Below are 22,547 nucleotides of genomic sequence, written 5' to 3' on the forward strand. Positions count from 1 at the left end.
TTTTCCCAGTTGGTGCCCGGGCCGCCTTTCGGCCCCGGAGGGTTATTGTCGTTATCTCGCTTCCTCACCTCCGGACTGGCACCCGGACCGCCCTGTGGTCCCGGCTTGTTCTCCCAATTGGTGCCCGGGCCGCCTTTCGGCCCCGGAGGGTTATTGTCTTTATCCCACTTTCTTTCCATCATTTTTTCTTTCCTATCCACCGTACCGTCGTCATTCCTGTCCATTTTGTCTAACCTGGCTTCTTTTTTGTCCTGCTTGAATTCCTGCTTAGCTTCCCGCATGGTCTGTCTGTTCTGGTCGCGTTCCTGCAGGTTCTCCTGGTGCATAGCATGCAACTGCTCACGTAGCTGCTTAGCCGTCTCCTTGTCTCCCGCGGCCACAGCTTCCTGTATCTGCGACCTTAAGGCCTGCTCCTCGCTCCTGGCGGCTTCGGCGTCCTGCTTGATCTGGGCCTTCTGTTCTTTTATGGCTTGTTTATCTGAACCTATTTCTTCCTTCCAATCCGTCCCGCTACTCTCCTCCTGGGCGAACACCCCAAGAGGGCAACAGAGTAAAACGCTCAAGACAACACCAGCGCACCTCATCAGCTTCCCATTCACCGCGCACCTCCTTTTCGTCAACTCACGTCATCACGCGAGTTACCTACGGAAACTATCCCTCACCAGACATGCGACCTCTGAAAGCCATCTTTTCCTCTGTTCCAGGTCGCTGGTAACGATCACGTTGAACATACGCCTTTCGGTCCTGGCGACCCCGCAAAGTTCGAACACACATTTCTTCCACATCGCGTCGAGTGGATCGCCAAAAACCCTGGCTTCCCTCTCGGATACCGTGTTCGATGTGTTGAACACCAACGCGCAACGGGCCTTTAATAATCCCCTTGGAACGCCTTCTCCCGTGTCACCCTCCATGAACTCGTAAGCTATCCCGGGCCGCAGTACCCTGTCCACCCATCCCTTAAGTATAGCCGGCGGCTGTCCCCACCAATTAGGATGTACTATGATTATCCCATCGGCGGAGGATATCTCGTCGCAATGCTTTTTGGTCGGACCGTCCAGAGATGCCGTACGTGGTATTTCAGGCAGGCGAAGCAATGGATCGAACCCTTCTTCGTACAGGTCATGGAAACTAACAATATGTCCCAGGTCCTTAAGGGCATCAAGGCAGACTCGAGCGATAGCGTGGTTAAAACTGTTCTGGTCAGGATGGGCTAATATTACGGATATTTCCATACTACCCTTTATCGAATATATCTCTCAGGATAAGCCCCGTACCCAGGACCACCATTATGAGGATGAAAAAATGCATCTGTGCCACAGCAAGGAACCCGGGACCACAACTTGAAATGTTCGCGTACCCTGGCACTTTTTGCATGAAATATCCGATCGCCAGCGCGTTAACGACCGTAAGCCACAATACCGCCATACCGGCGATAGCGAACTTCCGGTCAGGCCGCATGTCATACAATTTAAGAGAGATCAACGCGCAGGAAAGCGCGAACACGGCTGCCCCTATTATGGCTACGGGGGACTTGACCACCACTCCCAGGATGATTATCCACAATGACATCCCTATGATAGTCCCGACCACTCCACCTATAAATCCAACGCGTTCGCTCATATTGGCCATATCCGCCTCCTTCGGTCAAGGTACGTATATTACCGTTATTTTACACCCCTGAAATGGTCAAGGCAAATATATTATCCGATCGGCGGGGAAAAACCTCTTACCAGTATATCTCTTCGCTCCCGGTCACTTTGTTCTTTTTGAAATACCCCTCTACCTCGACCCCCAATTCATTCAACGAGGATATATGGTATATCTTTTCGAACGCGTCGTCGAACCGGACCCGGTCCCTGAGGGCCTTACAGAATTTACTGAGCTTACCGCGTCCACACCCTTCGGCCAGATAGAACATTATCACGGATGCTTCGAGATAGAACGCTATCGGGGGGTCCACCCTCGACGGGCTCAGCATACTGAGCTCCTCGGCCGGGACGAACAGACCCTTGTTTGAAACGTGTTCCGCCCCCGGCAACACATATCTCTCGATGAACGTCTTCTCGTTCAAACAAGCGAACCCTTCCTCGAACCACAAAGGAACGGGCGTGGTATATCCCACGAACTCCCGGAATATCATATGTGCCAGTTCATGCGGCAGGATATTATCGAAGAACGCGTCATCCGACTGGAACGTACGTATCTCTTTCTGCTTCGAGAACACGTGCCCCCCGGCCCATGCCGCCGCGCGCGCATGCTCGACATACTCGCTCTGGGTAGCGTAAACAAAAACCTCGGCCCGGTCATTTCCATACCAGAAATCCGACCGTACAAAACCCAATTTGCCGGCTATACTTTTATAGTAATTCTCGCAATTGGCACCCACCTGAAGCACATATTGCCTGGGAACGGCCTTATCATAATAGACCACGAAATGAGGTGTTTTATATTCTTCCCATATACCTTTATCCTGGTTCAGGAGAGCGTCCGAGGAGGAACAACACAGTAAAAAAATAGCGGTGATGAAGACGACGATACAGGTCCTGCCGGGGCTATGTTGAACGGAGAACATCTTTAAGAACACTTCCCACCCTCTCCCTATTTGTCGTTCTTCCGATCATCAAAAAGATACAGGTATCCCGAATACCCCTCATCGGCCATCTTCTCCAGTGGAACGAACCTTAGCGCGGCGGAATTCATGCAGTACCTGAGCCCGGCAGGACCCGGCCCGTCATTAAAAACATGCCCGAGATGCGAATCTCCCCTGGCAGACCTTACCTCGGCACGGACCATACCATGACTGGTATCGGCCTTTACCACGACATGATCTTTCCCTATAGGCTTGCTGAAACTAGGCCACCCCGTATCCGACTGGAATTTGTCCCTTGAGCTGAAAAGCGGCTCCCCGGTAATGGCGTCAACATATATCCCCGGCTCCTTATTGTCCCAGTACTCGTTGAGGAAGGGTCTTTCTGTTCCGTTCTCCCTCATGACCCGGTATTGTTCCGGGGAAAGCAGTTCTTTAAGCTTCGCGTCATCCATGGGTAGAGCGCAAGGCTGGTCACCCTTCCCCGTCTTTTCTTCCCCTTTCATGATACACCCCCCGGCCATCGCCATATACGAGAGAATAACCACGGCAGAACATATATGCTGTCCCGAAAACAACGCTTTCCCCATAATGTTATTATACCGCATATGCACCGTGAACCTCCTTGTTTTTTCACATACGTTTATGGATTGTATTTAGGGTAAATGTGGCATATAATCGATCGATATATGGACCGGAACAACCTGCTCATAGCATATACCCTGCTCATCTCGCTGGCATTTTTCCCGGCAACGACCGAAGCGTGCCCTTCCAACGGCTCACACCTGGTGCCAAAAGGACGCGCCGAAGCCGGTATCGAGTATAACATCATGTATAGAAGGGACATCGAACGCTCTTACGGCGAACTGCGCACACAGGACCTTTTCTACACCGTATCGCTGGGCATCTTCGATTGGCTCGCGCTCGACGGTAAGATAGGCATAGGGGACATCCGTCACAGGAACTCTCCCGTTCTTCCCGATCTCGAGTACAGGACCGCGTTCGCTGGTGGATATGGTTTTCGCGCGGAGCTGTTCCGCCACAGGCCTTCCGGGATACGGATAATAGGCGGGGCGCAACATATCAGCGTCCATCCGCAGGACACGACTAACGGGAACAATAAATATGAATCGTTCCTGGATGACTGGCAGGTAAGCGCGCTTGTGGTAAAAGACCTTCGTTATGCCTCACTTTACGCCGGCGGGAAACTTTCAGACTGTGAAATAGTCTACAAGACCAACAAACACGATAAAAAACGGCGTTTTTCGGAAGACCATGTAGGTTTTATCGGCGGTATGGACATATGCCTGCCCGGCGACAGGCTACGACTTAACGCCGAGTTGCGTCTATTCGATGAAACGGCGTTCTCGACAGGCATATCTTACTCTTTTTGAGGACAATACCGGTCCGTTCATCCACGTTTTATGACAAAGATGATATAAGCCAGGTAAACCCCGACAAAGACCATGCCTTCCCATTTATCCAATCTATGCCTCTTACCCGTGAACATGAAGACGAACAACATCACCGCGGCGATAAGCGCGACGGAAATGTCAACATTCCCACCCGCGCTCAACGGTATAGGCCTCAAAAGCGCGCTTATTCCCAGCACGAAAAATATGTTGAAGATACAGGAACCGACTATATTGCCTACTGCTATATCCGAGTTCTTCTTATATGCCGCTACCGCCGATGTGGCCAGTTCCGGCAGTGATGTCCCAACAGCTACTATCGTCAGCCCTATAAGCGACTGGCTGATATGATAATGTTCAGCTATCCGCACGGCCCCCGTTACGACCCAGTGCCCTCCAAGCACAAGCCCGGCCAATCCGGCCAACACCATAGCGGCTATCCTGGTATACCCAACGGCCATATCCGGCGGTGTCGGAAGACCTTTTATATCCTTGGATATCCCGGCCGTATAATACAGGAACAGGCCGAAGAAAAGAATGAATACCATACCATCTATCCGGGTCAAAGCTGAGACGGCGGATTCATCTATGATCGCGTCATTAACAAGAAGCAAAAGCAGCGTCACAGCCACAAGGCTGAGCGGTATCTCTTTCCACACGGTGCCTTTCCCGACCTCAAGCGGGTATATCACTGCCGCTATGCCCAATACCAGGAGAACATTGGCTATATTGCTGCCTACAACGTTCGACAAAGCTATATCGGTAGCGCCCTTTGCGGAAGCCATGATATTAACGAAAAATTCAGGCGCCGACGTCCCGAACGCCACCAGGGTCAGCCCGATTACGAGATCTGATATCCTCAGTCTCTTTGCTAGAAGGCATGCCCCGTCCACAAGGATATCCGCCCCTTTTATAAGGACCATAAACCCCAAGACCAGCAAAACCGCGTTCATACTATCCTCCTGTCCCGCACCTTGAAGACAGCTTTCCGGACCGGGCCGTTACCCGCAAGTGGGGCATGAGCGTCCTCCGGAAAGATCACGACACACGTTCCCCTGTTTACGGTCACCCATTCCGTCGCTTCCCCCGGGAAGAACATGATATCTTTTTCCTCGCTATAAGGCTCTGTCGGCTCCCCGCATTCGGCTACCGGTTTTATCCCTATGGTATCCTCCCCTGCCAGGCAGAACTGTATATCGATATATCGCTTGTGTGCCTCCAGCCTGGCCCCTTTGGTACCTTTCCCGACCTGGTCTTCGATAATAACATACACATCATCATCGATGAAATGTCTCCCACTGACATAACTATCCAGGTCTTCACAGCCGATGAACTCAGCAGCCATCGCCAGGCCCGGGTCCATATCACAGTATTTATAAAGGTCCGCTATCGAACACAGTATCATGAACCCTCCCGTTAAGTAACATACCGTCGATCAGGATATACGTTCCCCCTTAAGTACCGCGGGGATGGGCGACGCATCTATCCTCATCCCACCGTCATTCTCTATCTTGATCGTGTATACGACACCTGGAACGAAGAGGGTCCCGGGCGCTTCTATCTGGGCGTTCTTTACGCCTGTCCTAGCCGCTTTTTTAGGGTCAAGCGCGCATTTCCAGAAATTTTCCCAGATCTCCTTTTCCATCCTGCCCGCGCTGTCATCCGGCAGTTTATACCCGTCAGGCACGCCGGAAAGCGCGGTCAATTCATACTCTTCCGTGTTCTTCCCGTCGAGCATGAATATTTTCCAGAAAAGGTATATGCTCTTGCCGCGCAACCTGTCCCCACCGCGCACAAAAGGGTCCTGGAAACGCGCGACAAGCGATTGGAACTGTATGATATTACCCGAAAAGGTGAAATACCTGGGCTTCATTGGCTCACCCGAAGCGTCATATTCCAGGAACTTAATGGTAGTCCTGGTCTTCCCGGTACTTTTATCGAGTTCGCTCGAGGTGACAAGCACCTCGGCCACACGCGTATCCGCCTCAAGCCGTGATATTATCCGCTTCAGCGCTGTCGTCTCCCCGGCATATCTCTGGTATACCGCGTAAACGGCCACGATGACAATAACCATGGCTAACAGCGGGATAAAACCCTTCCTCCTGGTCTTCATGCCCATCCTTCTTTCGCGCTATTCATACCTTAACGCCTCTATGGGGTTAAGTTCGGACGCCTTGCGCGCGGGCCATAGGCCGAAACCTACACCAACGGCAATGGAGAACGTGGTAGCCAATATCACGCTGTACAATGAGACCCTGGTAGCCCATCCCGCTATCCCCGACAACGAAAACGCCGTCAGCGTCCCCAGGGCTATACCCATAACGCCTCCCGTAAGGGTCATTACCACAGCCTCTATCAGGAACTGGGCCATTATGTCCTTCCTCCTGGCCCCTATGGCTTTCCTCAACCCTATTTCCCTGGTGCGTTCGGTGACCGACACCAGCATTATGTTCATTATGCCGATACCCCCGACAAGAAGCGATATGGCCGATATACACCCCAGGAGCAGGCTCATGGTCTTCGTGGTACTGGTCAGCATTTCCTGTATCTCGCTCATATTACGTATATTAAAAGCGTCCTCGTCATTTTTATAAAGTCGATGCCGCTTTATGATAAGAGCCTTTATCTTTTCCTCGGCATCATCCGTAGAAGCCGAGTCGCTGACCTCGACGTACAACCCGTCCAGATAGTCTTTCCCAAGCACCCTGTACATGGCGGTCGTTATAGGTATATATACCACGTCATCCTGGTCCCGGAACCCGCCCGCCCCCTTCGGGGGAGCTATCCCTATCACCCTGAAATTAATACGGTTTATCTTGAGCGTTCCCCCTACGGGATCCTTGTCGCCAAAAAGTTTTTCCACGACAGTAGTCCCGAGTATAACGACCTTCTCCCGGCGAACGACCTCTTCACTCCTGAACCATCTTCCTATTTCGGGCGTCGACGCGCGCATTCCGGCGTATTCAACACCTACTCCCTCTATCCTCGTGTTCCAGTTCTCGCTCCCGTACACCAATTGCCCGCTGCCCGTGACGTAACCACTGGCCCTCGCGATCACGGGCCCCAACTCCCTTATAGCCTGGACATCACCGAAAGTAAAACGGGCGATGGTCCCCTCCGCCTGGGATACGCCATGCACTTTGGCCGATCCTGCGCGTATATAGAGAAGGTTGGAACCGAGGGTCTTGAGCTGCTCTTTTATCGACTCCTTGGCCCCTTCCCCCAGGGCCAGCATAGCTATTACAGCGGCAACACCGAAAAGTATACCAAGCACGGAAAGAAAGGAACGCACCTTATTAGCGAAAATAGCGCGGAAGGACTGGCGCACATGTTCGACAAGTTCCATACTTTTCATGGCGGTATGCTTGCATAAGAACGCGCTATCAAGGGGGGTCCCTTCCGCGCGCATGATACCGGGAAGAGGCAGTGTACTGGTATCACACTTGCGCTCATCGGATACTATGCGCCCGTCGCGCATCGTGATGATCCTTTTCGCGTGCTCCGCCACCTCGTTCTCGTGCGTGACCATTATCAGTGTCTTGCCCATATCGTTCAGGGCTTTCAGTATACGCATTATCTCTTCTTCGCTTTTCGTGTCAAGGTTACCCGTAGGCTCATCCGCGAATATTATCACGGGATCGTTCACAAGAGCGCGCGCGATCGCCACCCTTTGCTGCTCTCCGCCCGAAAGCTCATTCGGTTTGTGCATCTCCCTTTCCGCCAGGCCTACATCCTTCAGCCGGGAATGGGCTTTCTCCCTGATGGTCTTTTCGCCCGCGTATATGAGAGGAAGTTCCGTGTTCTCAAGCGCGCTGACCCTGCGGAGCAGGTGGAACTGTTGGAAAACGAACCCGGCCAGCCTGTTACGCAAAAGCGCGAGTTCATCATCAGACAGGCGCGTGACATCTTTACCTGATATTTTATATGTCCCGGATTCAGGCCTGTCCAGGAAACCAAGCACATGCAGCAGCGTCGATTTCCCCGACCCGGAGGGACCCATAATAGCCACGAACTCACCCGGGGCGATGCTCAGGGAGACATCCTTTAAAGCGTCCACCGAAACCGTGCCGGTGCTGTAGCTTTTGGATATGTTCTTGAGCTCTATCATTTGTTCTTCCCGCGTTGCGGCATGAATGGATTGGCCCCGCCCTTAGCCTTTAGGGGAACATAAGCTTTTTCTCTCACGATCACGATATCCTCGGGCGATAGACCGGATACGACCTCAACATTCGTCCCATCGGAAAGACCCGTTTCAATATCACGCTCGACTATCTTGTTATCGTTCCCGCTCTTTACAAGCAGGAAGTTACGCCCGCCATCCTCATTGACCGCGTCCGCCGGGACAAGAAGTTCATCCCTGGCCTCTTTCTCCACGACCTCCACGTTCGCGCTCATCCCTGAACGGAAAAAATCCGGTATGTCCTGCGGGACTATATCCACGTCGTAAATAGTAACGTTGTTCTCCAACTTGGATTCATAGGCTATGTGGTCGACCGCGCCGTTTATATTAACATCCGGATACGCGTCGAGGGTTATAACGGCTTTTTGCCCGACCTTGACGCTGCCGATGTCGGTCTCGTCGAACTGCGCGCTTACGATAAGACGGTCTGACAGGACAAGGACGGCGTCAGAAGTGGTCACGGTCTGTCCGGGCTCGAACGAGCGCACTATCACCTCGCCGTTTATAGGCGATACCAACGGGGTCTCATTATAGACCTCTTCCCAATAGTCAAGCGATTCCTGCCCCTGGGCGCGGGCCGCGTCCACAAGGGCCGCTCTTTCGGTTGAGCTCATCCACGCGAGTATTTCCCCCTGTTTCACCTTATCCCCTTCGCGGACAAGTATATCCTCTATACGGCCGCTGATGGACGGTTTCATCTCAAGGCGGTTCTGCGGCTCTATAACACCTGTCGTTACCACTGTGACCGAGACATTTCCCGTAAAAGGATGTATTTCCTTTATCTGGACCTTGTCGTTACCACCACCTTTCCCGATCCCCATTATCACGAAAAGAACAGCCGTGACCGCTAATATGGCGACAATGACCAAATACTTATTTTTTGTCATATTCCAGAGTCCCTCCCTTTGCCTGCACCCATGTGGCTTCAGCCGTAAGCACGGTGGCCTGGGCATTCAGGAAATCCTTTTTGGCGCTAACAAGATTATCCTCGATTATTATCCAGTCATCAAAAGATATAAGCCCCGTAGAATACTGTGCGTCGGCTATCTTAGCGCGTTCCTGTGTGGCCTGGAGGAATTTCTCTTTAACGGAAACGCTATCCATGGCGTCCTGCAGGTCCTTCCACGCCCCTTCCAGGGTGAGAAGGACACCATCACGCCCACTGCGTTCATCGGCCCTGGATTCCCTTAGCTTCGCCTTCGTTTTCGCCACGTTCGCTATGCGGCTACCTCCTTCGAATATCGGGAGCGATACCGACACTCCGGCCGACCACTCTTCCTTGCGTGGCGGCCAATCCGACGCCGTCTCCCCCAGCGAAGTATTAAGATATACCTGTGGAAAAAAATCCGATTCCGCCGACATGACCCCGAACTTCGAGGCTTCTTTGCGGGCAATGAGCTCCATAAGTAACGGTGTGGTATCTGCGAGATTCTCCAGGTCCGGCTTGACACGCCCGACTTCCTTTACCTGAAAATCCCCCTGGACCTTAATTGGGGAGAATCTCTCTCGTCCCAGCGCCTTAATGAGCCCTCTTTGCGCCAGGGATATGTTCCGTTCGGCCTGCGCCACCTCGAATTCCGCCTGCGCGAGATCCGCTTCCGCGGTAAGGAGCGCGCCTCTGTGTTCCCGGCCCGCTTTATACCTGAGCCTTACGAGCTCAAGGCTTTGTTTCCTCCTCTCAGCTATGTTCTCGGTAAGCCCGACAAGTTCCTGGGCCCTCAAAAGCGTGGCGAAAGCGTCCCTTAGGTTAAGCCTTATGTCGGAAGACACTACATCAAGGTCATAACGCGCGGCTTCCATGGTCTTGATGGCGGCGCTTACCTCGCTGGAGGTCTTGAACCCGTCAAAGACAAGTTGTTGCCCTGTTACGCCATAGGAAAAACTGTTGGCTTCCTTGCGGCCGGAGCTTTTGGACCTGGACCCTGATCCGCTTCCCGTTACCTGTGGCGCGGCCCCGCTTATGACGATATCCCTGTCCGCTTTGGCCTGCTTAATACGTTCGAACGCCGCTTCGAGGTCCGGATTGTGCTCGATAGCCTCGAGCACACAGTCCTTCCATGTAAGGGCGCCTCTATCCTCGGCCGACACACCTTTTACAAGGCATAAGACCGCCGCGGAAGCGCATACCAGCAATGTGTAGGTGATCTTTTTGTTCATGTATATATATATAACGATCTGTCCCCGTAAAAAGTTCCATTATTTTCTATCCAGCGGCAGGACCCCCGCCATCTCCCCGACAACGTTCACAAGCTCCGCATTCGACGGCACCACTATCTTGGCGTTATTCTTAAGGGCGTTCTCAACAGCCTGCAGTTTCCGCAATACCTGCGCGTTCCCCACAAAATACTTCTCAGCCGCCTCATTTACAAGACGTATAGCCTCAGCCTCGCCCTGGGCTTCAAGCACCTTGGCCTGTTTCACTCCATCAGCCTTTTTGATCTCGGCCCTTCTTGCCCCGTCAGCGGCCGTTTCAGTAGCCGTAGCGAAATCCACAGCGGCCACTTTCTCGTTCTCCGCCTTGACGACCTTGTTCATGGTCTCCTGCACGTCCTTGGGAGGCTCTATTTCCTTAAGTTCGGTACGCACTATATCTATGCCCCAACTGCTCGTTTCCTCAAGGAGCGTCTTGTGGAGTTCGGAATTTATCTTCCCTCTTTCGCTGTTGGCGGACTTGAGCGTAAGCGTCCCTATTATGTTCCTCAGGGTCGTCCTCGCGAGATTCACTATCTGCCACTGGTAATTATTCACGTTATACTGGGAATTCTTTACGCTGGTCTCGTCGGCCCTTACCTTGAAATAGACCTGGGCGTCCACCCTCGCGTTAAGATTATCATTTGTTATTATCTCCTGTGGTTCGGCATCCACCATCTGTTCAGTGATGTTGACGAGGTACATCATGTCAATTATCGGTATGACCCAGTTGAACCCCGGCATGGCAAGACGGTTATACCGGCCGAGCCTTTCTACCAGTCCCCTGTGCGTAGGCCTGACTATCCTTATCCCCAGGAAAAATATCACGACCGCCACCAGCAATACGATCTTTAAAATAGACATAGGACCCCCCTTCTTGGACCATAGAACTACCGTTCAAAACATCAGGATAATGATCTGCTCTTTCGCATGATTATACCATTTTCGGGGAGAAATCGCATGAAACTATTTGTGGAAACCATTATGCCGATGTCTCTTCCGGGAAGACATCTATCCGGTTTCGGTCTGGCGCTTGATAAGTTCCTGTTCGATCGCTTTTTTCGTGTTCCGCAGGTCAAGCATACCGGCAAGGTGGGTCCCGTCCACGTCGTCCACTACAGGCACCTGTTCTATTTTCTGTTCGCCCATGAACGCTAGCGCGGACTCAAGCGGCAATGAAGAGGGTATCCTGTGTTCCATGGGAAGAAGCGCGTCGCCTGCCACCATCCAGTCCCAGCAGCCGTGGTCGACCAATATCTCCTTGAGGTTATCCAGCGTAATTACGCCTATTACCTTATCCTTTTCGTCCGTGACCGGATACACAAGGAACGGGTTATTCGAGAACATCTCGAACACTGCGCGTATCTTCCTGTTCTCACGGATAGGTATCGCCTCTTTTTCCATGACGTCGTTAACTCGCAGCGACGCGATAACGTCCTCTTCAGTCACGTTCCGGCCGGTCTCACGGGCCTTACTTACGGCCCACTTGACAAGGGATGGCCCGATAAGTTGCACTATCAGGGTCGTCGCGGTCACCCCGAATATGACCATATCCCCCAACGACATTGTATCCGTGACCTTTATGTTCCCCAGATGCGTGCTTGCCATTATCGAAAGGCCTATCGCGACACCCCCCTGGCAGAAAAGACCGATACCCGTGTACTTCTGCACGTTCTCATGGGCCCCTGATATCTTCGCGCCTATATAGGCGCCCGTTATCTTGCCGATGCTTCGGCCGGCCACATACACCAGTACTATAGCCCATAACCAGAGCGGCATATTAGCTACACCGAGACGCGCCCCGACCAGCACAAAGAACATCACGTAAATAGGTACGGAGAAATTCTTTACAAGGGAAAAAAGCTCCTGGCTGGTCTTCGGCGCGAGATTGACCAGCACTATCCCCATGGTCATGGTGACCAATATGACGTCCATCTCTATGACATCAGCGAACCCTATTACCAGAAGCAGCGTTCCCACCGCAAGCGCCAGCATTCGTTCTTTCTTCTGGCTCAGTGTCTTCATGGCGAACTCCAGGAGGAACCCGCTCATCGCGCCAAGCAGTATGGACCCGAAAAGGTCTTTGCATATCTTTAACGCTTCCGCGCCCAGGCTAGCAGTGCCCCCGGTAAGCATCCCGGCTACACCCGTACCTATACCGTAAAGTGTCATGGCCAGGGCGTCATCAAGGGCCACTATGGCGATAAGGGCCGCCGTCAGCACCCCGCGTGTCCGATATTCCCACAACACCTCGACCGTTGAGGCAGGGTCCGTCGCCGACGCGATAGCGCCGAAAACTATGCCGGAAGCCAGCGCCGGCGCCCAGGCATGTATGATACTTTGCACTATCAGTGTCACGGGGACCGACACCATCATAAAGGCCAGCAAACCCTCGCCGAAAAGTATCGCCATGAACTGTTTGCCGTATTTCCTGAAAATGTCGGCGTGAAGCTCTCCACCCACGAGAAAACCTATTATACCCAGGGCGAACCAGTTGAACGATTCAAGCTTGACCATATCCGCGTGTTTCACGATATGCAGCCCGGACTCCCCTATGAGGATACCGATGACAATATACCCTACCACCTGCGGTACGCGGAGCTTCTGGAACACCCACGCCCCCAGGATACCACCGAACACACCGATACCCAGGAGCATCAGAATGCCAATATTAACAGTTTCCATTTGTCAGCCTTTTTTGATTTTGGACTAAGATCAACTCCGGCGGAAAGCCGTCGGGTCGGGATCATTCAATAAAATGTAATTATACCTCCACGGGCCCCCGTCCTCAAGTAAAACCCGTAGGCGTTACGCCGCTTCGAGGAATTGCCTTATGTTCTCATATATGTCCTTGAGCTCATCGTACTCGAAGGGTTCGGCCGGTTTGAGCCTTATGGTTATCTTCCTCGCGTCGATCAGCATCTCCACGATATCTCCATCCGATATCTCTATGCTCATCTCACGCGCTATGCCGGAAAGGGAATCTTTGTCATATCCAGGCACTCCCGCGTAGTAAAGCGCTTTAGCAAGAGTAAAAAGCACCGTTTCCACCACGGGATAATAATCCATGAATTCGAGCCTGGACGAATCCACGAACGTTATCACGGCCTCGGAGGAAAAGTCCGAGCAATTCGGTTCGTTATCCGGGGTAGTTATCATGATAACGTTCTTTTTCTCGACCTTTACCCCATCCTTACCGTCCGCGGTGTATCTGGCCACCCTACCGGCAAGGGACTTACCCCTGCCGCTTATAATGACCATATTGGCAAGCACACGCCTCACTCTTTCATCCTTCTTTATATCACAAATATCCTCTATCACGCGCCTTACGAAACTCGCGGTACATTCGGTCCCCAGGTCCTCATCAATAGCGAGAAGCACAGGGCCTTCTTCCGCGCGGCTCATGGCCATGTCATAGATGCCGCCCACCATCCTGGTCACGGCTTGGACGGTACGGGTCTTTACCCCTTCCATCCTCCGTTTTTTGAGCTCTATCAGTCCCACTATTTCAGACACTCTTTGTTTCCTTTTCCCATAGGCCTCGGCGTCGGGATGTTCCGTATTCTCTTCGGCGGAAAGATGCCACAACTCATCGTCCGTAAGGATATCCTGCCTGAGGTCCTTCCTGTCTGCGGCAAGAACGAACTTCAAGAGGTCCTGTCCTATATACACGCACCTGTCACGATACCCCGCGTGCGCTATGTTGGAATGCTCCATGTCATCCTGCCATTTAAGCGCCGTACGCCCCATGGCCACCCGGAACATGACATGCTGTCCGGGCCTTACCCGCGGTTTCCCGTCAGGCAGTTGATGGGTGGTTATCCATTCCATAAGACTATCGGCCTCCTCCCGCGTAAGCACTGAGGACACCCCTATCTCTTCCGCCCTGTATCCACTTTCCGGCGTGACTCCCGGCATATACGCGTCGCCCATATCTTTTATACGCCATGCCCTGAGACGCCCTTTTTCATAGGACAGCTCCACCATTTCGTTCCCGCTTATGATGTCGCGGGCCATGGCATCACTGTCATACGCGAAGTACCCTTTTATATCCCTGGACGCGGAACGTTCGCGTTTAGGCGGTTTATAACCCGCCGCTTCCTCCAGGGAAGAAAATCCTGCGTCCAGAGCTATTTTCTTGAGCGCCTGGAGGTTCTTAATAAGAAGCGTTATCTTGAGCGGCACCTTGAGCCCTTCCCTTTTCATCCCTATAAGAAGCTCGAGCACGTTCGCCTCGAAACTCCCCTTTTCATCTATACCGGAGAGCAGTTTTGTCCTGATAGCGGCCCTTTGCGCTTTGTCCTTAACCTGTTCATTACCTTCCTGCCCGCTTACGTGGTCCAGGAAAATATCCAGCCTTTCTTCCATGCTCCCGGCATCACTCAATCGTTTTATCATGAACCTTTCGGCCAGGCTCAGGCTGATATACGCCGACCTGTCGAGTATGGCCACCCTTCCGTCAGGTGTTACGCGGAAATTCCCAGGGTGGACGTCGGAATGCACCAGCGTCCTCCCCTTTAAGATACTGCCCTTTATCTGGTCGAGATAATTACGCACTATAAGTGAGGCTACTTCTTTCCTGTCTTCCGCGTCCAATCCCGCTTCGTCTATCTTTGTCAGGTTATGACCGGCGACCATAGGCTCACGTATCATATATTTCGATCCACTCGCGATGTTCGCCGGCACATAAATGCTGCGATCAAAACCATGCGGACGGTACCCCTCGTTCACCTCGGCGAATTCCACATCCTCCTCACCATAATCAGGGTCATTAAGATCACGCTCTATCCATCCCCTGACGTCATCCAGGAGCGGAAGCACCTGCTGGTACCTGTCGTCATTCTCCGCAAGGGCCGTTATGACCTTTTCCAATAGCTTCAGCGACTCATTAGCGAAATATTCCGCGTTCGGGTTCCTCACTTTCACGACCTCCACGCTGCCGTCGTCAAGCTCGACCTCGTATACGGTCATTATCGAACCGCCCCCCAAACGCCGGCCGAACCTCTTTATATGCGCGGCATATCCCGGCATCTCCCGTTTTATCGTCTGGTATGCGGTAAGCCGCGACTGCCCCACCATGGAATCATACACTTCCGAGAATTCCTTTTCATAATCGGCCGGGAGGTCTATGAACTGCCCCATGAGCTGGAGGAACCGCACACCCGGGCTACCCAGCCTCTGTGCGATGTTCAGTATGAGCCCCACACCCGTCATCGGCTCACGCTCGCCATCTATCACTCCCTCCGGCATGATACTGAGGAACAGGCCATCTATCTCTTCCAAACCCTCGTTCCCCGGCGCGTATCCGTATATATATGTAAGAAGCCTTTTTTCCATGGCCTCTTTGGCCGGTCTTTCTTTTTCTGCTTCCGCTATATACTTCTTCCTCCGATCATTGGAGTCCATTATGAGGTCTTCTTCCCCGAATTCCTCATCGTACGCCGCGTCCAAGAGCGCCTCTTCCCTCAGGACTTGGTCGACTTCTTCAAATTCCGGGTACTCGAGACGCCCATCTATTTCCTGCCTAAAAGCCTCCACGCTCTGCCATGGTGTCGGCACAGCCGGTGGCATACCAATGCGCGACATGATCACGGGGTTCAAAGCGAAATATAGCTGGTCCTCTCCGGCGCTAGCCACGAACTCATTGAGCACACTCTCGAGCACTCCTTTAAGCACGGTCTCTTCCTCTCCGAAAACGACATTATTCCCCAGGAACATCTCAAGGAGCCTTTTCCTCCCGGACAGTTCCTTAAGGATACCACTCCGGCCAGTAAGAAGTTTTCTTAGAAGCAGGTATTTGCCTTTCCTCCCCAGGCGAAGAAAAGACTCGACCACACGGTTAAGAGGATAATATCCCGGGATATTCGCTCCTCCGTAAGGACTTTGTGTGGCCCATTTCTCCATATCTTCCTTAGTGGTCTCTCCCGCGTAGTATTTGGCGTAACTGAGGTTCATGGCCCTGCCGAGCGCGGCCATCCATTTCCTTAAGAGATAGTTCTTGAGCGCCGCGTCGCTCTTGCCACTTTCCATAAGCGCTTCTAAAAGTACTTTCTGGTCCTTCAGTATGTTCTCGAACGCGGCATCGACCCCGACGGCGGTCCCGGCCTCACCGAAAAAGTCCCCTCCGTTCTCTCCCCTGAAAACGTCTATTATTTTGCTTTCAAGCTCGTCCATTTCCTCCACTGTCGACGCTTTCTCTTCGATCAGATATTCCCAGGCCTGGGTTATATCCGCTGTCCTGTGCTTTTTGGATATCTGTTCCATAAGATCCAGGGCCTCGCGGAAACTCATCGTCCTTACCAGCCGGAGGAGAAGATATTCCTGGACTATGCTCATCACAAAAATATCCGACTGGAAAAAACTCAACACATAAAGTCTTTTTATCTCAACCGGGGTCATATCTTCTATGTTCCTGCCCTTGACGAAAGACAGGCCCTTAGCCAGTATGCGTTTATGGATACCACGGACATGCTCTTCCAGCTCCTGCGGCCCCATATATGTCGCCGCCTCTGAATATCTCGCTATCGGATAGTTATCGAAAAAACCCTCAAGCGTGCCAAAGAACTCATCTTCTGTATCGGTCTTCGACAGCTGGTTATCAAGCGCGATAAGAAACCCTATCTGCATGCTCCTTATGTCACCCACGCTCAGGTTGATCTCACGGATACGCGCCTTGACCCCGTAATATGCTTCCGCCCCCTCGATATCGTTCAGCATACCCGCTATCTCGTCAACATCCTCGAAAGTCGTTCCCTGGTCGTCCAGGACCTCTTCCAACGGCTGACTGATATATTTCTTATACTCATCCACGTTAGCGGAAAAAACGAGCATGAACTTTATCCCTTCCCTGGTCTCTTTCATGCTCGAAAAATTGGTCCCGACCTGTATATCTTCCGCCACCTTTTTAAATACCATATCCGCCAGATTCGTTCCCGGATGCGTTTCCCGGATAAACTTGATAGCGTCAGCCAATTGTTTGAATGTATATCTATCCAGTATCCCGTTAAATTCCGTGGCTGTTATAAGGTAATCCGCTATTTCCGCCACATTATCAGCCATGACCTTCCTTGCCGGAAGCGCGAATTTCCTGCCGGTCTTACGCCTGAGGTCCGGGACATCCACAATGCCGTCCCTCTCGATCAACTTCATGAACAGGAATTTATCAAGCGCGAAGGGACCATCCATGACGGTGTCATGATACACGTTAAGTCCCTTTTTTCCCGATTGATCGAGGTCATACATCGTCATAAGACCGAGATATACCAGGCTTGTATATATTTTGTTCTCCTCCGAACGGAAAACCACAGGATCCATCTCGAAGAACTCTTTGTTCTTACCAATGGCATCGGCCAGGGCGCTCATTATCCTTTTGACCATTTCGGCGTATTTCAGGCTGTCAAAACCTTCGTCATTGTCAAAATACATGGCATCTATCGCCGTCCTGAATACCGTATTCATCAACGTGAATGATCTTTTTTCACCGACCACAAGGTCCATTTCCCTGAATAGGTCACTTGCGAGGATCTCTTCCAGCACTTCGAACATCCTGGCCGGATCAGCTTCGGCGGCCCTGGAAAAATCCGAGAACGCGGCACCTGTGCGCGTGTATTTCACCATCTCCTTGTGGCCCAAGAACGCTGTGCCGGCGTACATACCTGTCGCCATGAAAGTTGCGAGGGCCGCGTCGGCCTTCCGGGTCCGGCAAACACGTGTTCCCTGGACAGCTTCGCGTATCTTACTTATACTGTCGCCAAGAAGTATCATGCCGTTCTGCAGGTTCACCGCCTCGGCCAACTTGATATCCTCTACATCCCGATTTCCCTCTTTCATCCTCTTCAACTTGGCCAACGCGGGATCATGAAGAACGTTATAACATTCATAAGCGAAATATCTGTCGCTATTCATCACCATGACCCTTGCGGCGTCCATTGCCTTGGCGGTATCGTGCCTCAACACCTTTTCTATCTTTGCTCCGCCCGCTGCCATCACATTGGCCACACCAGACCTAAAACCATCCGGGAGAGGTTCGAGCACCCCTGAAAGATTACTATAATCCTTGAGATACGTAAGGGTCTCCATATTAAGCATGCGGTCCGTGTTGGAACCATGCACCATGCCCCAGTTCTCTCCACGCGCCCTAAGTCTGTTCATAAAAGAAACAGCCCCCTGTGGGTTGTATCCCAGGTCGCTCATCATGTTGAAAGCGCATACATCCGCCTCATATTCGGAATATCTCAGCAAGCCGAATTTCGCGCGGATGTCGTTCCTTTTTTCGGCGTCATCCATTTTCCTGAAATGTTCCCGGTCAAGATGTGCCATCTCATGCAAGAGCACGAATATCAATTCTTCTTCATATTCGACCATTTCAAGTAATTCCGGGCTGAATATCATATGCCCGTCGGCAAGTACCATGGCGTTAGGTCCCATCCCCCTGGAGGCGAGCACCTCAACTATCGGGAGGTCATTACTATTCACATCGGGATACATCCCCCGTATCAGACCATTGATATAAACTATCACACCTGCATCCTGTCCCAGCAGGCCGTAATCCGCCTTGAACCGGTTCAGGACCTGCCTGGTCCCCGAACCGGTCTCTCCACGCTTGAGCACTCCCAACACCCCGCCAGGAGCGGTTATCCCGGCATTCAAACCGCCTATCATCCGTGACAATGCCGCATCGTCTTCTGGCCACATCTCTTTCTGGAACGATCTGATCGCGTAATGCGTCCTCATCCCGGGGACGCGCCTGTGCCCTTTTCCTTCACGGGAAATATATTCATCAAGGGCCGCTGAACCTCCCCCAATGTACGGCAGGACATCTATCCCGGCGACATGCGCGAGTTCGTGGAAAAGCGCTATATCGTCATTCTCGAAAGCTTTCCCCACGGCTATCATCCCGGGGTAACCCATACCGTATATACCGTAAGGGTTATCCCTGAGTACAAAACGCCCGCTAGCCGGCACACTTTTCAAGGCCGCGTCCATACGTTCGTCCAAAGCGGCTATACCCGTTCTCCTGTATCCTTCGAACAGACCTTTTGGCGCCTTTTCCGCCCATAAGACAACTTCTTCCGTCCCTCCCGACTCGATATTTTCCGCGTTAAAGACACATTTATACTTTCCGCCCGTTCCCGTCGGCACGAACTCAATGACCTCGCCATCCAGCGGCATATATTTACCGATAAGCCCGCTATCCGGGCGCATCAATCTCTTCGCCCATTTAGCATGGATATTACGTACCGGCTCTTTTTTCCTTTTTGTTAAAATATCCCTGTCCACCGCGCGCAAAGTATCGCGAAGCGTCCCGTTCCTTTCAAGCCTTTCGAAAACTTCCGGCACAGCCCTCTCGGGATCATCCGCCGCATCGGTCATCCTTATCATTTCAACGACCAGCCCTGACGGGATATCCACCCCGGGATGGGCGTTACTCAACTCGCCGGCCAGGAGACCCATATACGTCTTGACCCGCTCCTCCGCTTCATCTTCCATCTGCCGGGAGATCTTTTCCTGTTTTTCACGAATGATAGTGAGAAGGCTGTTCGCGCTCTCGAGTTCTTCCTGTCCGTCGTCCCCGGCAATAGCCGTGTTTATGCCCGCGAACTCCTCGGGTATCGTTATAGGCACAAGCCTTATGTTCCGGGAAAAGTCACGGATCCCGGTCAGCCGGTCTATCTCGGAGGCAAGCTGTCTTCGCACTTCCTCTATGTCTTCATAAGTAAGCCCGTTCCGGTTCATGGTAAAGACTATAGGCGTCGCAAAAGACCCGCCACCGTGGGGGCCAGTATGGGCCTGTCCCGACACGGAAAGGTCAAGGGCCCTGACCGCTTCCTCCACGCGTGCCCGCATATGTTCATCGAATTGCCTTACAAGCCACATCACCAGCCTTCTCTTATCGATGGTATCAGTCGCGGTAAGGGCATCCCCGGCCTGCACCTCAACACCTATTTTCCGCCTCTCAGACGGCATCATCACGACTATATCCCTCTTGGTCCCAAGTTTATCCGGGACCTCGAACCCTTCCACGATACAGTTCGTTTGTTTTTCCAACCCGCGGGCGTGCTGCATCTGCAGAGCTATTCCCATAAAAGCATCGAGCTGGTCGCCTCTTTCCAGTGTAAGACGGTTCACCACCTCGTCGATCCCGTCGACGTTCCTGTAATCATAGATAAGTTCCAGCACATAATGCAATGGTTCCACGAGGGCCATCCTCAAAAGGTTCAGGACGGCTTCCAATCTCAGCGTCCTCCCTATTCCGCCAAGTATGGCCAGCACCATCCTGCCCATCCTGGAAAAAGCCCGACCCATGAACCACAAGAACTCGATGGTATTGCCCACTATACCCCGTACGTCCTCTCCATGTATCCTCTCCACATTCTCAAAAGCCGCCTTCTCCCCTTCGGGGAGTATTTGCTCCGTCTCCGCGTCATCTCCGTCCGAGGAAAGGTCCCTGCCATCAAATCCAGAAATATCGATGAACCGCATTGTCCGTATCTTCGCCGCTATCTCCTGCGGCACGCCTTCGGGAGCTGTCTGGCCGGATACCTGCCATCGACGATACAGTTCATCAAGTTTTTTGCTGAATTCATGCGTCTCCCCGCACTTAGCGGAGATCTCGTGGACAAGGATAGCGCCCGCGTCATTCTCGGCGCTCTGGGGAATATTAATGAAACGGTTACTCGCGTGCGCCCTGTTGAACTCTACGGGCACCGTCACGGTCTTTCCTCCTATGTCTATATTTAACTCCGACATGTCGGGGACAAGCGATACCCGCCCCGATTCCAGGAAATTGAGCGTCTCACTTATAAGGACATTATCAGCCCCCATATCCACCAGGAAAGAAAGCACATCCTCTTCTATCTCTTCGGAAAGCGCTTTTATCTCGAAGGCCATAAAGAGATCCGGGTCGTCCCGGTCTAAGCCCCCCGGACCCGGTCGATAGGTGCTTTTGTCATACGCTACCGCGCGAGCGCCCACCAGGCGCCTGTCACTTGAATACACGGGAAGGCGTGTATAGCTCCAGTCCCTTTCTATCGTGGCGATCCCCAAATGGCTGCCGAAAAGAAGCGCTTTATTGGCTTCACGTTTATATATGTAATGCGGGTTAGCCTCAAGCGCGGCGTCCCATACCTCTATGCCATCCACTCTCCCTTCGAAGTTAAACCCGGCGGTCATGAGTATCGGGTAGTTCAGGTCCAGTTTGTTCCCGTGAACGAACGCGTTCTTTAGGAGCTCTATTACCGCCCTCCGTATCTTCGCGCGCTCCCTCGCGTCATGCGATATCATATCCGATATCTCCCGAGAAAGGACCATCATGCCAGCGCGTATCTTCCAAAAGGTCTCCCTGATATGTTCCGCGTTCTCTTCCGTAGGCTCATCGAATTGTTCGGGAACCAGGTCACCGAGATCGATCGATATGACCTTACCGGATCGCAAAGCATGGACAATATCGCGCGCCGTATTCTCGTCCACTCCTTCCGGCGAGAACCTGAACTCGTCAATGCCGGCCTTAACGGTCCTTCTCAGAATGGCCTTGCGCAGAATATCCACACGCGGCATGGTCATGGATGACGCCCCGGTATGGACCTCGGTCTCACGCGGGACCAGTCCGTGTATTACCGCAAGTGGCGTATCAATATCCTTTTCATGGGCTATATCCTGTTCATCTTTTTCTTTTCGTGCCGCGTGGCGTATTATCCCTTTTTGTCTGGCGGCTTTGATCTCTTCGGTGGTATAAACGGTCACTTCCGGCATTTCACCCGCGCGTTCCGAAACGAACGCGAAATATTCGCGCGCGTTTATATAACACGGCACAATGAACGAACCCGGTACGTTCGGAAGTATCCCGGCTATATCTTCCCGCCCCGTCTCGGAAAACCCCAGTTTTACGTCTATACCCTCAGCCTTGAGGCGTGTATTGACATCCATGGGCCTTTCGGACGAACGTAAATGATCGTATCCCGGACTTTTTGACAGACAGGATAGGAAATACTTTATTATCCCGATATCCTTTATCTCTGTACTGGAAAGAGGATTGAAAATAGACTGTACGCTTAAGGTGTCCTTTCCATCGGCATAGGCTGGCACAACGCTTCCGCATATAAAAGCCGTAAGCGTTATTATAGATACGATTTTTTTTGTTGTTTCAGTGATAATATTCCGCATATGCATAATATTTTTC

At 52.3% G+C, this 22,547-nt stretch carries 14 protein-coding genes and 1 pseudogene; 1 reads left to right on the forward strand and 14 read right to left on the reverse strand.

All coding sequences use genetic code 11. The features are described from left to right. From PHH49_05895 to msrB, 5 genes and pseudogenes are all read right to left on the reverse strand, one after another. Positions 1–164 (reverse strand): annotated as a pseudogene (locus tag PHH49_05895) (hypothetical protein). Between the two features lie 474 nt (positions 165–638). Beyond that, positions 639–1,232 carry an NAD(P)H-dependent oxidoreductase gene (locus PHH49_05900; GenBank protein MDD5488474.1) on the reverse strand — a complete coding sequence of 198 codons (594 nt, stop codon included), beginning with the start codon at positions 1,230–1,232 and terminating at the stop codon, positions 639–641. 1 nt (position 1,233) lies between these two features. Continuing rightward, positions 1,234–1,629, reverse strand: a complete 396-nt coding sequence (locus tag PHH49_05905) for a hypothetical protein (protein ID MDD5488475.1) — start codon at positions 1,627–1,629, stop codon at positions 1,234–1,236. A gap of 97 nt (positions 1,630–1,726) precedes the next feature. Beyond that, a complete protein-coding gene (locus tag PHH49_05910) occupies positions 1,727–2,584 on the reverse strand; it encodes a hypothetical protein (protein MDD5488476.1) in 858 nt (285 codons plus the stop codon). 14 nt (positions 2,585–2,598) lie between these two features. Further along, positions 2,599–3,093 carry a peptide-methionine (R)-S-oxide reductase MsrB gene (gene msrB / locus PHH49_05915; GenBank protein ID MDD5488477.1) on the reverse strand — a complete coding sequence of 165 codons (495 nt, stop codon included), beginning with the start codon at positions 3,091–3,093 and terminating at the stop codon, positions 2,599–2,601. Positions 3,094–3,276: 183 nt separating this feature from the next. Here msrB and PHH49_05920 point away from each other — a divergent pair, with 183 nt between their 5' ends. Further along, the gene (locus PHH49_05920) at positions 3,277–3,981 is read left to right on the forward strand and encodes a hypothetical protein (protein MDD5488478.1); all 705 of its coding nucleotides are present in this window, start codon (positions 3,277–3,279) and stop codon (positions 3,979–3,981) included. Positions 3,982–3,998: 17 nt separating this feature from the next. On the opposite strand, the gene PHH49_05925 is transcribed toward PHH49_05920, so the two are convergent. The 9 genes from PHH49_05925 to PHH49_05965 all read right to left on the reverse strand — a co-directional run bounded on the left by PHH49_05925 (position 3,999) and on the right by PHH49_05965 (position 22,531). Then, positions 3,999–4,952: a calcium/sodium antiporter gene (locus PHH49_05925; protein ID MDD5488479.1), complete on the reverse strand. Its 954-nt coding sequence runs from the start codon at positions 4,950–4,952 to the stop codon at positions 3,999–4,001. Continuing rightward, positions 4,949–5,404 carry a YhcH/YjgK/YiaL family protein gene (locus PHH49_05930; GenBank protein MDD5488480.1) on the reverse strand — a complete coding sequence of 152 codons (456 nt, stop codon included), beginning with the start codon at positions 5,402–5,404 and terminating at the stop codon, positions 4,949–4,951. The genes PHH49_05925 and PHH49_05930 overlap by 4 nt, the downstream gene beginning before the upstream one ends. Positions 5,405–5,434: 30 nt before the next feature. Beyond that, positions 5,435–6,112 carry a hypothetical protein gene (locus PHH49_05935; GenBank protein ID MDD5488481.1) on the reverse strand — a complete coding sequence of 226 codons (678 nt, stop codon included), beginning with the start codon at positions 6,110–6,112 and terminating at the stop codon, positions 5,435–5,437. 18 nt (positions 6,113–6,130) lie between these two features. After that, complete coding sequence (locus PHH49_05940; GenBank protein MDD5488482.1) at positions 6,131–8,107, reverse strand: ABC transporter permease; 1,977 nt, start codon at positions 8,105–8,107, stop codon at positions 6,131–6,133. Beyond that, positions 8,104–9,066: an efflux RND transporter periplasmic adaptor subunit gene (locus tag PHH49_05945; protein MDD5488483.1), complete on the reverse strand. Its 963-nt coding sequence runs from the start codon at positions 9,064–9,066 to the stop codon at positions 8,104–8,106. The genes PHH49_05940 and PHH49_05945 overlap by 4 nt, the downstream gene beginning before the upstream one ends. Beyond that, positions 9,053–10,336 carry a TolC family protein gene (locus PHH49_05950; GenBank protein ID MDD5488484.1) on the reverse strand — a complete coding sequence of 428 codons (1,284 nt, stop codon included), beginning with the start codon at positions 10,334–10,336 and terminating at the stop codon, positions 9,053–9,055. Before PHH49_05950 ends, PHH49_05945 begins: the two co-directional genes overlap by 14 nt. Before the next feature lie 39 nt (positions 10,337–10,375). Beyond that, entirely contained in the window at positions 10,376–11,233 is an 858-nt protein-coding gene (locus PHH49_05955) for an SPFH/Band 7/PHB domain protein (protein ID MDD5488485.1), read from the reverse strand. A gap of 147 nt (positions 11,234–11,380) precedes the next feature. Further along, positions 11,381–13,054 carry a cation:proton antiporter gene (locus PHH49_05960; protein ID MDD5488486.1) on the reverse strand — a complete coding sequence of 558 codons (1,674 nt, stop codon included), beginning with the start codon at positions 13,052–13,054 and terminating at the stop codon, positions 11,381–11,383. 123 nt (positions 13,055–13,177) lie between these two features. Next, complete coding sequence (locus PHH49_05965) at positions 13,178–22,531, reverse strand: AarF/UbiB family protein (protein MDD5488487.1); 9,354 nt, start codon at positions 22,529–22,531, stop codon at positions 13,178–13,180. Between the last annotated feature and the right edge of the window lie 16 nt (positions 22,532–22,547).

Source organism: Candidatus Omnitrophota bacterium, from assembly GCA_028715965.1.
Classification (GTDB): domain Bacteria; phylum Omnitrophota; class Gorgyraeia; order Tantalellales; family Tantalellaceae; genus JAQUQS01.